Below are 12,614 nucleotides of genomic sequence, written 5' to 3' on the forward strand. Positions count from 1 at the left end.
TTATCCCTCCTTTCTATGCTGGATTTGTTCAGGTTCAATATAAACCCGTAAAGATTCAAACTGGCCGATATAGATTAGAGCCATTGCTATAATATATTTTCGGTTGCGTTCGACGGTTTTTCGACTGCACTGCACAAATTTAAGCAATTGTTTTAATGGCAATTGTTTTTTCTCCATTAAATAGTCGGCCAGCTCGGGTTTGCTTGCCAGTGTTTTGGCAATTTGCTTGGCATTTTCTCTGGCATCAATATGTTTAGGACAACACTCAACCAGTTCAGAAAAGGTAATATCAAATTTTTTCAGTAACAGTTGGTATTCCTGGATTTCCTCCCTTCTCCTCTCTCTTTCCAATTCTTCATGATATTGGGAGATTGAGGCGTTAATTTGAGCCAAACTCTCTAGCTGTTCCTCATCATCTTTGGATTCTTGTTCAAGAAATATGTCCCGCGTCTGTCTCGTTTCTTTACGGATGTAATCTATCACCCGCCGGCGGATTACCATTTCTGCAAAAGATAAAAAATGACTCCCTTGATCCGCGTCATAAGTTTCGATCGCTTCATTAAATGCTTCCATGGCAATGCTGAACTCATCGCGGGAACGGTCAATATATTGCTTACACACCTTTGACGTAACCTTAATCATGAACGGTGTATATTGACTGATCAATTCATTGCGCATCTCAATGTTTACTTTCGCTTGCTTAACCAGTTCCTCAATCGATGACGTGTCGTGCTCAATAGATGACGTTTCTGTTTTGTGTTCAATAGATGACGTTTCTATGGAAACAGATGATTGCTTGTTTAACCATTTCCCCACAATCATAGCTAACAAGGGTTTTTCACCTCTCATTTATATAGCATTCGGTGATCGGCTGCTGCTTAGAGGGGTTAAAGAGGTTTCTTTCTTATGACTGGGCTTAACCCATCACTACCCATCCTAACATAAAAATCTTCTTTCCAACATAGTTTTCCAGACCCTTTATAGAATCGTAAAATTTACCCATTGTCTCACAACAGCAAGGAGTTAGCCGTCACTGCCTGGTCGCCGCCAAATAAAAAAGCTGCTGGCAACCCAGCAACTTCATGATACGATACCTCGTATAGAGCAGAAACTTTAACAAGCTTTATAAATTAGAGTTTTTAGACTTGCTCTGTTCCCGGCGTAAACGGCCGCTTAAAACTTTTAAACGATACAACAAGTCTTCCTGCCACTTTTGATCCCGCAATTTCTTGGCCACCGCTAAAAGATCAAGGGCGTGATCAATTTGTGCCCGCAGCACCTCTTCGGTACTTCCATTTATCTCAACACACTGATCAAACAGAGATTCCAGATTGTCCACATCAACATAGTCAGTGAAATAAACTTCTGGGGCGTGATCTGCGTGGGCATATTCAGCTAAAATTTCATACTCATCCCGAACTTTTTCGTGCACTTCAAATGACTGGCAGATGGGACAATACAAAATTGGAACATTGTGAATAAGCGTTCGCTTATATTTTACTGTTCCAATGGCCCCTGTCATACTGGCTCCACAGCAAAAACTCATCTCTAACCCCTCCCCTCTTAACTCTAGGTTATCACAGGATCCAGACAAGTACCAGCCACAAAATTCTATCAATCGGCCTTCCGTTTCAATCTTTGAGGAACTCCATGAGCATGGCATCTTTTCCACCCCCGTCACGTTTATCAACGGCGAAGCCATTGTTGGCTACCGTCCCAACAAAATGAAACACATTTTAGGTGTGGATGAAGGGAAACACACAGCCCATGCGTCCACTCAACAAAAAGAAGAGCCCATTTTCCAGCCTGTCGATGAACACATTCTTGAAGAAGTGTGGGACTTTGTCACCATCGGCGGCGGTCCGGCGGGGGCATCAGCTGCCGTTTACGCTGCCCGGGGGAATTTGAAAACGCTTGTCATTGACAAGGCCCCTGCCTCCGGCACATTGGCCATCACCCATAAAATTGCCAATTATCCGGGTGTGCGTGAGGAATTAACCGGCCTGGCTTTGCTGGAAAGAATGCAGCGTCAAGCCAAAGATTTTGGGGCTACATTTGTACAGAGCCAAGTGCTCTCCGTGGACTTTAGCCAAGAGATTAAAAAGTTGGAGATTCCGGAAGGCACGATCAAAGCCAAATCGGTTTTCACGTGATGAGGGTCACCCGAATAACCTTATTACCCCTCCTGAAGTTAAAGGAGGGGTTTTTTGGTTATTATAGGTTTTCCACTCGACTCTCGTTAGGTACAAGGTTGCGCCCAGCCAGTTAAGGCACCATCAGCCGTTTCGTTTGAGCATGTCAAACACCTGCTGCACATCTTTATCCCCACGGCCGGATAAGTTAACCACGATCACCTGGTCTGGGCTCAAAGCAGGGGCCAGCTTGCAAGCATAGGCTACCGCATGGGCACTTTCCAAAGCAGGAATAATGCCTTCTGTCTGGGACAACAGCTGAAAAGCTTCCAACACTTCCTCATTGGTCACCGTGACATATTCCGCCCGTCCAGACACTTTTAAATGGCTGTGTTCAGGGCCGATGCCCGGGTAATCCAATCCGGCTGCAATGGAGTACGTAGGTCTCGGGTTGCCTGCTTCGTCTAACAAAACAAGACATTTAAAGCCGTGGATGACCGCCGGAACACCCTCTGTCAAGGTGGCAGCTTGATCAGGTTCAACACCAATGAGGCGGACATCAGGCTCATCGAGATAATGGGCAAAGGCGCCAATGGCATTGCTGCCTCCGCCCACACAAGCAATGACGGCATCAGGTAAACGCCCTTCTTTTTCAATGATCTGTTGCTTGGACTCTTCGCTGATAACCGCTTGAAAATGTTTAACCATAGTGGGAAAAGGATGCGGGCCCACAGCCGAACCCAATAAGTAAAAGGTATTTTTATAGTTTTGAACCAGATCATTAAGCGCTTCATCCACCGCATCTTTTAAGCGGCCTTGCCCCTTCTTAACCGCCACCACCTTGGCCCCCAAAAGCTCCATGCGAAACACATTCAGCGCTTGTCTTCGTGTATCCTCCGCACCCATGTAGATGGTGCAATCCATACCAAACATGGCACAAGCTGTTGCTGTGGCTACTCCGTGCTGTCCTGCGCCTGTTTCGGCAATGACCCGTTTGGCACCCATCCGCTTAGCCAGCAGAATCTGGCCGATCACATTGTTGATTTTATGTGAACCGGTATGATTCAAATCTTCCCGCTTAAGATAGATCTTGGCCCCACCCAATCTTTCGGTCAGGCGCTGGGCAAAGGTTAAGGGACTGGGCCTCCCTACAAACTCTTTCAAATAATAACGGAATTCCTGATTAAAGTCTGGATCATCCTTATAGGCTTCAAACTGTTCGGCCAGGATATCCAAAACGTTTTGTAACTCAGGCGGCACAAAACTCCCGCCAAATTCCCCAAAATAACCTTTCTGCTCTTGCTGAACTGTGCTCATCTTATCTCCTCCTCAACTCTGCTCAAAATTTAGAAATTTAAACCCATTTTATCATGATTAAGACAGGAAAACAATTGAAAACTGCTTCCTATTCTCAACCTTCGACGTATGTTTTTCAACTTAAGGTTCACTTGCCGTTGAACCGGGGTCATGATATACAATAGAAAGAACCTGGTCTCCCTAAGCGGAGGGAGAGAAGGCTATGCCTGACTATCCATTTCTGTTTTTAAGTTTTGAAAAAGGCAAAAGGAGGAGAACTTATTGCAACGGAATATTGAACAGCAAAAAGCGTTAGATCAAAATCCTGCCAAACGGCTGAAAGTTTTGTTAGGAGCAGCTTTCCTGATGGCTACTTCCGCTATAGGACCAGGCTTCTTGACACAAACAGCTGTTTTTACCGAAACCCTTTTGGCCAGTTTCGCCTTTGTCATTTTAGCCTCCATCATTTTGGATATTGGTGCACAGATGAACATTTGGCGAATTATTGCTGTATCTAAGAAAAGAGGGCAGGACATCGCCAATGCTGTGCTTCCCGGACTTGGCTATATAGTGGCTTTTTTCATTGTCTTGGGAGGCTTGGCATTTAACATTGGGAATATAGGCGGAGCCGGTCTGGGCATAAACACGCTGCTGGGTGTTGACACCCGCATAGGAGCTGTCATTACCGCTGCAATCGCTATTTTTATATTCTTATCCAAAGAAGCGGGAATGACGATGGACCGGGTGGTCCGCTGGTTGGGAGGGGTAATGATTCTTTTAACGGCTTATGTCATGGTTGTGAGCAAGCCTCCCGTTGGCGAAGCTGCATTACGCATGTTTGTGCCCCTGGAAATTGATTTCCTGGCCATCATTACCATTGTTGGCGGAACTGTTGGGGGTTACATCACCTTTGCAGGTGCCCACCGCCTGTTAGATGCCGGCATTTCTGGAAAAGAACATCTTAAACAAGTGACCAATTCTTCTGTTTCAGGCATTCTAATTGCTTCACTGATGCGGATCATTTTGTTTTTAGCTGTACTCGGCGTGGTAACAGCAGGTTTTTCCCTTGATCCGGAGAATCCGGCCGCTTCTGTTTTCCAGCACGCTGCCGGTGAAATTGGTTACCGTATTTTTGGACTGGTGCTGTGGGCTGCAGGCATCACGTCTGTTATCGGAGCTGCCTATACATCCGTCTCATTTTTACGTTCATTCCACAAAAAAATTGATCAGTATTATAAGTACTGGATTATTGGGTTTATCCTTTTTTCCACTTTGGTTTTCGTCTCGGTGGGTCGTCCAGTCACTCTGCTGATCTTGGCAGGTGCACTAAATGGCCTGATTCTGCCACTTTCATTGGGATCTATTTTATTGGCGGCTCACAATTCTAACATCATCGGTGATTATAAACATCCAGTATGGATGACGGTTTTTGGCGGGATTGTCGTGGTGCTGACCGCTTATCTTGGAATCCGAACATTAATCACAACGATTCCCCAATTATTTTGAAACATTATGGTAAAATGAATTTACATTCATCATGAGAGGGTGAGGTGAAGCCCTCTCATCCCAAATTTATTATAGTTACCTTACACAAACTTTCAGTTTTCCCTTGTTTCGATGTTTCCAGTCTCGAAATTTTGCCTCTGTATTGGAGGAGACACTCATGTTTAAGATCACACCACTTGGGGATACGGGGATCAGGGTTCAGCTGGGAAACACCATCTCTCCCGGGATTAATCAGCTCATCCGCAGTTTTTCATTACTGCTTGAACAAGATAAACACCCTGGTATTATTGAATGGATACCCACTTACACGTCCATCACCCTCTTTTATGACCCCTATGTGATCGGATATGAAGAATTGACCGCTTATCTTGGCCACATCAAAGGCAAGCTTCATCAGGCTGACACTCCGGCAGCTGATGTGATACATATTCCAACCTGTTACGGAGGGAAGCTGGGGCCGGATTTGGAAAATGTCGCCCGGCACAATGGTCTCGCTCCAGATGAAGTGATCAAGATTCACAGTGAACCTCTGTATCTCATTTATATGCTGGGCTTTACTCCCGGATTTCCCTACTTGGGCGGCATGTCCAAACGGATCGCCACACCGCGTCTGGATGTGCCCCGTTCTCTAGTCCCGGCCGGTTCAGTGGGAATTGCCGGTGAACAAACAGGGATTTATCCTATGGAAACCCCCGGGGGATGGCAAATCATCGGCCGCACGCCCGTTAAACTTTACGATCCTTCGCGGGAACCATCCATCCTGCTTAAAGCAGGAAATTATGTGAAGTTTGTGCCCATCTCATATGATGAGTACACACGAATTGAAAAAGCGATTGAGCAAGGATGTTACCAACCCCGAATAACGACATACGGGAGGGAAACATGATGGCCTATGAAGTGGATTTAAACAGTGATCTGGGTGAAAGTTTTGGCGCATATACCATTGGCCAGGACGAGCAGGTATTAAACTATGTCACCTCGGCCAATATTGCTTGCGGTTATCACGGGGGTGACCACAATGTGATGTCCCGCACAGTAAAAATGGCCGCCGAGAGAGGCGTGGGCATCGGGGCCCATCCTGGACTGCCTGATCTGATCGGTTTTGGCCGGCGCCTGATGCAGGTGGATCCAGAGGATGTGTATCACTTTGTGTTGTATCAAATCGGGGCACTGGCTGCTTTTGCCCGGGCTCACAAGACTGAACTGAATCATGTGAAACCCCACGGAGCCTTATATAATATGGCCAGCCGTGATCCTGAAATAGCTCTGGCCATTGCTGAGGCCGTGTATCACTTTGATCCCCAACTCATCTTGTTTGGCTTAGCAGGCAGCGAATTGGTCAAAGCAGGCCGCCAAACGGGTCTTAAAGTGGCTGAAGAGGTGTTTGCCGACCGCACCTATCAGCCCGATGGCACCTTAACCCCCCGCACTCAACCCCAGGCCATGATTCACGATCCGGAGGAAGCGGCCCAAAGGGTAGCACGCATGGTGCTGGAAGGGAAAGTACAAGCTGTAGACGGCACGGACATCCCCATCAAGGCAGACACCGTGTGTGTGCACGGAGACAGTCCCCAGGCACTCCTTTTTGTACAAAAGTTGCGAGATTCACTGACCAAACAAGGTATACACATTAAACGGGTGGGAACGTCTTAAAATGGTTCACAGAAAAATCGTCCCCTGTTTGAAGTGATCAAACCAGGCTTATACACGACCGTGCAAGATTTGGGACGGGCAGGATTTCAGCAATACGGGATGGTGGCCTCCGGCGCAATGGATCCCTTCGCCATACAGGTAGCCAACCTGCTTGTAGGCAACCGCCGCAATGAAGCCGCCTTGGAAATCACACTTGTAGGACCAGAGCTCCGTCTCTTAAACGATGTCGTGCTGGCCATTTGCGGAGCAGATTTGTCACCTTCCCTCGACGGCCACCAAGTTCCGCTGTGGAAATCCTTTTTGGCCAAGGCGGGGCAAACGCTCTCTTTCGCTGCTCCAAAACAAGGGGCACGAGCTTATCTGGCAGCCAGCGGCGGAATTGATGTCCCCCTTGTCATGGGCAGTAAATCCACATACACCAAAGGGAAAGTGGGAGGATTGAAAGGACGGCCATTGGCTAAAGGGGATGTGATTAATGGCGGAGAGGCCCCACAAGCCAAGGAAAAACTGGCCGGCCGGGGGCTTGTGAAGAGCGATATCCCAGTCTATCACAATAACCAACGGATCAGAGTGATCCTGGGGCCTGAACAAAGCGCATTTACGGAAGAAAGCATTGAAACCTTTCTTACTAAATCCTATCAGATTACCAACCAAGCCGACCGGATGGGCTACCGCCTGGCCGGACCAAAGCTCCGTCACAAGTCAGGAGCAGACATCATCTCTGATGCGGTTGCTTTAGGCACCATTCAAGTCCCTTCCAGCGGCGAGCCTATTATTTTGATGGCCGACCGCCAAACCACAGGCGGTTATACCCGTATTGCCAATGTTATCTCGGTAGATATTCCCTTTATCGCCCAGATGCGGCCGGGCGACAAAGTCCGCTTTCAAGCCGTCAGTGTCGAGGAAGCCCACCGGCTATACCGTGAGCGGGAACGCTTCTTGCGCTGCCTCAGCGTGGCCTGTGGGGTGACTAAGTAGGGAAATGACAAAACAAAACAGGGAGCTTGCACCGTCGCTCCCTGTATGGCTGGGCCCCGGCAATTGCCTGCCCAGCATACCTTTTCTTTTTCTCATTTTGACTCCTAACCGTTCCAATTCCTTGCGCAACATTTCCCGCCATTTCCGTCTTTCCCTTTTCGATGTTGCCTGCTGAACAACCCCTGGCATTGCATTCACCTCCCGTTGTGAGTATATAAGCCGCACAGGGATATGTGTACTCACCTGCAGAGGAGGTGTGTGTATTTATATTATAACATTTTCTTTATATTAATTCACCACGGCCCTTTTTAAGATAACAACTGCTTAAGACAACAACTGCGCTTTTTGCAAGAGTTGTTTAAGCTTTTCCCGCTTTTGTTCAGTCAAAGGACGGGCTGGGGGCAGAACAGCAGTAGAAATCTCTATCCCTCTCAAGCGAATCGCTTCTTTAATCACATTGACAAAGGGAACATCTAGTTTGTACATAGCCAGAAGCGGGGCCAGGCGTCGATGCAATTGAATCGCCCTGCTGTAATCCCCCTGTTGAAAGGCTTCGTATAAACCCACCGTGATTTCCGGAGCGAAGTTAGCACTGGCCGGGATCGCACCGTCTCCCCCCAAAGCCAGTGTGTTGAACAGGTGGTCATCAAACCCTGCAAAAACGGCAAATTCTGGCCTGTTATGTTTAATTTGAACAATTATCTCCCGAATATGTCCAGCTGTGTCTACTGTATCCTTCAGTCCGACAATATGCTCATAATCCATGGCCAGCCTTTTAATGAACGCCGGAGTTAAATCCTGTCCGGTAAGCAGGGGAAAATTGTAGATCAGAATAGGACAAGTAACTGCCTCCGCCACACGGGCATAGTGGGCATAGAGATGATCTTCTGCCAGGGGCCAATAGTAGGGATTAAGCACCAGTACCCCGTCGGCACCTGCCTGTTGAGCATGTTTACTTAACTCAACCGTTTCGGCCGTACTGGGGCTGCCGGTGCCAATCATAACCGGCACACGCTTAGCCACATATTCTACGGCAAACTCGGCGACCTGTTTCCGCTGCCCTAACCCCATCTGGCTGAATTCACCACCGGTGCCCAAGATCAGCAACCCGTGCACACCGGCTTCAATCAAGTGATCCAACAATTTTTTCATTCCATCCTTATCCAGATCACCCTGTTCATCCACAATGGTAGGTACCGGGGGAATGATACCTTGAAACGGATGTGTTTTGGCCATTGTGTCATCTCCTTATATCGCTAATTTTTTATGTCACCTAACTTTAACTTATAACCCTTACTTAAATTAAACTCTTAACTCATCAAGTTACTTCAGCAGCAACATATCCTAATGCATTGGAAATAAGCAGGGCATAATGTTTGATTATGCTGCTCAGCTCCGTTTTAACACGCTCTTCAGTCATGCGAAAAGTGGGACCTGATATACTGAAAGCGGCTACAATTTCACCTTCATAATTGCGGATCGGGGCACCAATGCAGCGGATGCCCTCCTCATGTTCGACGTTATCAATAGCAAATCCTTGGCTGCGGACCTTGGCCAGCTCAGTCAGCAACGTTTTTAAATCGGTGATGGTCTGCTTCGTTTTAGCGGGCATGCCGGTGCGGGCCATAATGGCTGCTATTTCATCCTCAAGCAGCTCCGAGAGCAGCACTTTGCCAACGGCGGTGCAATGCATCAACACCCGGTTGCCTACTTTGGAATACATGCGGATTGTATTGTCGCCTTCCACCTTTTCCACATACACTGCCTCATCACCATCACGTACACAAAGATGGATCACTTCGTTAGTCGCCTTGCATAAAGCCTCCAAATAGGGTAAAGCCACCTTGCGCACATCCAGCTGATCCATCAGTGAACCAGACAGGTACAATAGGCGCAAACCAAGCTGATACTGGCCGGTCTTAGGATTTTGACGGATATATTGCCGTTCCAATAATGTTTTCAGAAAGCGGTGAATCGTGCTTTTAGGCAGGTCCATACGGTTGCTCAGTTCAGTCACACCCAACCCTTCCGGTTCATCAGCTAAGTATTCTAAAAGGGTGAGGGCACGATCAACAGATTGGACGATATCTTTACGCATCCAGATCACCTCTACCCCTATCATATCAAAGCGGAGGTAAAACAGAACCAATATAAACGGTTCACCTCCCTACATAGAAGTAAGTTCCTGGTACACTACATCCGTGATGGGAATGCCTTTTTTCAGGCGTTCTTCTTCTTTCAATTGTTCCGGTTCTCCTGGTACCATCACCCGTTCAAACCCAGGTGCTGGCGGTACTTGATGCAATTCATCAATCATTTGATCGATATGAGTTAAAAAATTGTCTGCGGTTGTAAATATGGATATGTCAATAGCTATAAGTAGATGTCCTAACTTGCGCTTTTTGTCATAATCCCCATACATAGCCGTTATATGGGGACCAAAGGCAGAGCCGGTTAATATGCCAGACAATACATCAATCATCAAGGCCAGACCGTATCCTTTTGGCCCTCCAAATGGGAGCAAAGCACGCACTCGATGAGGATCCGTAGTTGGATTACCCTGTTCATCAACCCCCCACCGATCCGGGATAGACAAACCTTGATTGCGGGCATGTAGCACTTTGCCAAAGGCTACTTCGCTTGTTGCCATATCAAGAATAATCGGTTTATGTTTCTTAGCCGGTACACCAAAGGCAATAGGGTTGGTACCAAGATAGGGCTTTGCTCCCCCAAATGGCACCATCACTTTATCAGTATGGGTCAGGGCAATCCCGATCATTTTTTGTTCGGCAGCCATTTGAACATAATAAGATAATGCTCCGCAATGGCTGCTGTTAATCACCCCAACCATACCAATTCCCTGATACTTTGCCCGGTTGATCGCCTCCTGCATGGCTTCTTTAGCCACTACATGCCCCAATCCGTCATCCCCATCAAAAAGGGCAACAGAAGGACTTTTTTCATCCACTTTAAATTGAGGACGGATATTGATACCACCGCTTTTGATTCGCTTCACATAATGCATGGTGCGCAACACTCCGTGGGAATGAACCCCGCGTAAATCCGCGTGAACCAAAACCTCAGCCACCGTATAGGCATGCTTATCTGGCACACCAACTTTTATCAATTGCTTAGCACACAATGAGATTAACTCATTATAACTAACAATGACATCACCCATCTGATACCATCCCTCTCTTTCACATGTTGATCGTAAAATATTTTACTTGGTTAGTATTTCTAGTGGAACAAGTACGAGTTCTGGTACAAAGATCAAGATCAACAGAATAATGATCTGAGCCAAAAGGAAAGGCCATATCCCTTTGGTGATATCAACAATACTGATTTTACTGATACCACATCCTACATACAGCACCGTTCCCACAGGAGGTGTAATTAAACCAATACACAAGGTCATTACCATAATGATCCCAAAATAAACCGGATGAATACCTGCTGCTTCAATTACAGGCAACAGAATAGGGGTAAAGATCAAAATAGCTGGTGTCATATCCATAACCAAACCGACCAATAGCAGAAAAATCATGAGAATCAAGAGCAGCAACAGGGGTGATTCAGTCAGCCCGGCCAGAAGGCCTACCACTTCAGCTGGAATTTGCGCCACTGTGATCACCCAAGCCGTCACCATGGCTGCCGAAGCCAGAAACATGACCACACCTGTTGTTTTGGTGGCATTAACAAACACCTGGGGCAGATCATTTACCTTTAACTCCCCACGATAAACAGTCATGCTGATTAACAAAGCATAAACCACGGCTACAACGGCGGCTTCAGTAGGCGTAAAAATACCGCCCCGCAATCCAACGATGATAATTACAGGCAACAACAGAGCCCATATAGCCTTAGCAAATGCTTGCAGACGTTCCTTATTGCTGGCCTTAGGCATTTTTTCATAATTATTCCGCTTGGCCACAAAGTACCAAGCGATCATTAAGCCCAGCGCAAACAAAATCCCCGGTACAATACCAGCCATAAACAGTTGTGTAATAGAGACTCCCCCTACTACACCAAACAAGATTAAGGGGATACTTGGCGGAATAATGCCTGCAATAATTCCTGATGAAGCTACTAAACCGGTTGAACGTTTAATATCATATCCACGGGCAGCCATCATGGGGATTAACATGGCTCCCAATGCGGCTGTATCGGCTACAGCAGATCCGGATAATCCGGCAAACAACACACCAGCCAGAATGACCACGTATCCCAGTCCGCCCCGGATGTGTCCGACCATTTTAATGGCAAAGTCCACCACTCGGCGTGAAATCCCGCCCGCATTCATAATCTCTCCTGCTAAGATAAAGAAAGGGATAGCCATTAATGGAAAATTGTTGGCCCCGTTGATTAAGTTTTGGGCAATAATTTGTGTATCAAAATTACCCATCACTATCATCATGGCGATCGAGCTGATCAACATGGCTATGGCCACTGGCACACCTAGAAAAAGGAAAGCGAACAACACACCGAAAAAAACCCATATCATGATGATTAATCCTCCCTAGCGGAATGATGAGCTTCTGTTTTGGCCCAGCTCGGTGCATTTTTGTTAAACAAGACAAACTGGCAGGTTTGCACCGCACTAATGATCATCATAATCAGACCGGCCGCAATCCCGGCTACGTATAATACGGAAATTGAAATACCTGTGGCAGGTGCAAAATTATTAATGTTCAGTTGATACATTTTAAGTGCACCATCTACAAACAAATAAAGAACGGCAATAACGATGAAATTAATCAAGGCATAAACCGCTTTTTGCAACCCAAGTGGAAGCGAACCTACAAACAAATCCACGCCTAGATGCGCTTTCTCCTTATGCGCAACTATTGCCCCCAAAAAGACAATATAAACAAATAAAAAACGAGCCAATTCTTCTGACCAAGTAATCCCTGAGTCAAAACCGTAGCGTAAAACAACATTGAGAAATACCAAAATAACCATCGTAGAAAAAATAACTGTGATAATCCCATACAACAGTCCGTTTAAGAAATGTAAAATTTTCGTCATGAAGAGTCACCCCTTCCCTTT

The 12,614-nt window shown here is 46.7% G+C and carries 13 protein-coding genes; 5 read left to right on the top strand and 8 right to left on the bottom strand.

The genetic code is table 11. The features are described from left to right. Positions 1–831 carry an RNA polymerase sigma-I factor gene (gene sigI, locus IEW48_RS07010; protein WP_188623161.1) on the bottom strand — a complete coding sequence of 277 codons (831 nt, stop codon included), beginning with the start codon at positions 829–831 and terminating at the stop codon, positions 1–3. 292 nt (positions 832–1,123) lie between these two features. Continuing rightward, the gene (locus IEW48_RS07015) at positions 1,124–1,546 is read right to left on the bottom strand and encodes a hypothetical protein (protein ID WP_007504887.1); all 423 of its coding nucleotides are present in this window, start codon (positions 1,544–1,546) and stop codon (positions 1,124–1,126) included. Positions 1,547–1,724: 178 nt separating this feature from the next. On the opposite strand from IEW48_RS07015, the gene IEW48_RS07020 reads away from it, so the two are divergent. Further along, a complete protein-coding gene (locus IEW48_RS07020) occupies positions 1,725–2,153 on the top strand; it encodes an FAD-dependent oxidoreductase (protein WP_229703970.1) in 429 nt (142 codons plus the stop codon). Between the two features lie 123 nt (positions 2,154–2,276). On the opposite strand, the gene trpB is transcribed toward IEW48_RS07020, so the two are convergent. Beyond that, positions 2,277–3,449 carry a tryptophan synthase subunit beta gene (trpB, locus tag IEW48_RS07025; RefSeq protein ID WP_188623162.1) on the bottom strand — a complete coding sequence of 391 codons (1,173 nt, stop codon included), beginning with the start codon at positions 3,447–3,449 and terminating at the stop codon, positions 2,277–2,279. Between the two features lie 345 nt (positions 3,450–3,794). Here trpB and IEW48_RS07030 point away from each other — a divergent pair, with 345 nt between their 5' ends. The 4 genes from IEW48_RS07030 (at position 3,795) to IEW48_RS07045 (ending at position 7,565) form a co-directional block, all read left to right on the top strand. Further along, positions 3,795–4,934: an NRAMP family divalent metal transporter gene (locus IEW48_RS07030; RefSeq protein ID WP_229703976.1), complete on the top strand. Its 1,140-nt coding sequence runs from the start codon at positions 3,795–3,797 to the stop codon at positions 4,932–4,934. Positions 4,935–5,091: 157 nt separating this feature from the next. Then, positions 5,092–5,820 (top strand): 5-oxoprolinase subunit PxpB, encoded by a 729-nt coding sequence (pxpB, locus tag IEW48_RS07035; RefSeq protein WP_188623163.1) that lies wholly within the window; start codon positions 5,092–5,094, stop codon positions 5,818–5,820. After that, the gene (locus IEW48_RS07040; RefSeq protein ID WP_188623164.1) at positions 5,817–6,587 is read left to right on the top strand and encodes a LamB/YcsF family protein; all 771 of its coding nucleotides are present in this window, start codon (positions 5,817–5,819) and stop codon (positions 6,585–6,587) included. Before pxpB ends, IEW48_RS07040 begins: the two co-directional genes overlap by 4 nt. A gap of 24 nt (positions 6,588–6,611) precedes the next feature. Beyond that, positions 6,612–7,565: a 5-oxoprolinase subunit C family protein gene (locus IEW48_RS07045; protein ID WP_188623191.1), complete on the top strand. Its 954-nt coding sequence runs from the start codon at positions 6,612–6,614 to the stop codon at positions 7,563–7,565. A gap of 324 nt (positions 7,566–7,889) precedes the next feature. Here the strand turns inward: IEW48_RS07045 and IEW48_RS07050 are convergent, their stop codons facing one another. The 5 genes from IEW48_RS07050 to IEW48_RS07070 form a co-directional block, all read right to left on the bottom strand. Beyond that, a complete protein-coding gene (locus IEW48_RS07050) occupies positions 7,890–8,801 on the bottom strand; it encodes a dihydrodipicolinate synthase family protein (protein ID WP_188623165.1) in 912 nt (303 codons plus the stop codon). 82 nt (positions 8,802–8,883) lie between these two features. Further along, positions 8,884–9,663 (bottom strand): IclR family transcriptional regulator, encoded by a 780-nt coding sequence (locus IEW48_RS07055; RefSeq protein WP_188623166.1) that lies wholly within the window; start codon positions 9,661–9,663, stop codon positions 8,884–8,886. 69 nt (positions 9,664–9,732) lie between these two features. Further along, positions 9,733–10,746, bottom strand: coding sequence for an ureidoglycolate dehydrogenase (gene allD / locus IEW48_RS07060; RefSeq protein ID WP_188623167.1), 1,014 nt, complete (start codon positions 10,744–10,746; stop codon positions 9,733–9,735). Positions 10,747–10,788: 42 nt separating this feature from the next. Further along, entirely contained in the window at positions 10,789–12,072 is a 1,284-nt protein-coding gene (locus IEW48_RS07065) for a TRAP transporter large permease (protein ID WP_371874840.1), read from the bottom strand. Between the two features lie 2 nt (positions 12,073–12,074). Next, positions 12,075–12,593: a TRAP transporter small permease gene (locus IEW48_RS07070; RefSeq protein WP_188623169.1), complete on the bottom strand. Its 519-nt coding sequence runs from the start codon at positions 12,591–12,593 to the stop codon at positions 12,075–12,077. Positions 12,594–12,614 lie beyond the last annotated feature (21 nt).

It is taken from the genome of Caldalkalibacillus thermarum (genome assembly GCF_014644735.1).
GTDB lineage: Bacteria > Bacillota > Bacilli > Caldalkalibacillales > Caldalkalibacillaceae > Caldalkalibacillus > Caldalkalibacillus thermarum.

Bases quoted from the DNA above. Each gene is read 5' to 3' on its own strand.
- IEW48_RS07015 (WP_007504887.1), bottom strand. From the start codon at position 1,546: ATGAGTTTTTGCTGTGGAGCCAGTATGACAGGGGCCATTGGAACAGTA.
- IEW48_RS07020 (WP_229703970.1), top strand. From the start codon at position 1,725: ATGAAACACATTTTAGGTGTGGATGAAGGGAAACACACAGCCCATGCG.
- trpB (WP_188623162.1), bottom strand. From the start codon at position 3,449: ATGAGCACAGTTCAGCAAGAGCAGAAAGGTTATTTTGGGGAATTTGGC.
- IEW48_RS07030 (WP_229703976.1), top strand. From the start codon at position 3,795: ATGGCTACTTCCGCTATAGGACCAGGCTTCTTGACACAAACAGCTGTT.
- pxpB (WP_188623163.1), top strand. From the start codon at position 5,092: ATGTTTAAGATCACACCACTTGGGGATACGGGGATCAGGGTTCAGCTG.
- IEW48_RS07040 (WP_188623164.1), top strand. From the start codon at position 5,817: ATGATGGCCTATGAAGTGGATTTAAACAGTGATCTGGGTGAAAGTTTT.
- IEW48_RS07050 (WP_188623165.1), bottom strand. From the start codon at position 8,801: ATGGCCAAAACACATCCGTTTCAAGGTATCATTCCCCCGGTACCTACC.
- IEW48_RS07055 (WP_188623166.1), bottom strand. From the start codon at position 9,663: ATGCGTAAAGATATCGTCCAATCTGTTGATCGTGCCCTCACCCTTTTA.
- allD (WP_188623167.1), bottom strand. From the start codon at position 10,746: ATGGGTGATGTCATTGTTAGTTATAATGAGTTAATCTCATTGTGTGCT.
- IEW48_RS07070 (WP_188623169.1), bottom strand. From the start codon at position 12,593: ATGACGAAAATTTTACATTTCTTAAACGGACTGTTGTATGGGATTATC.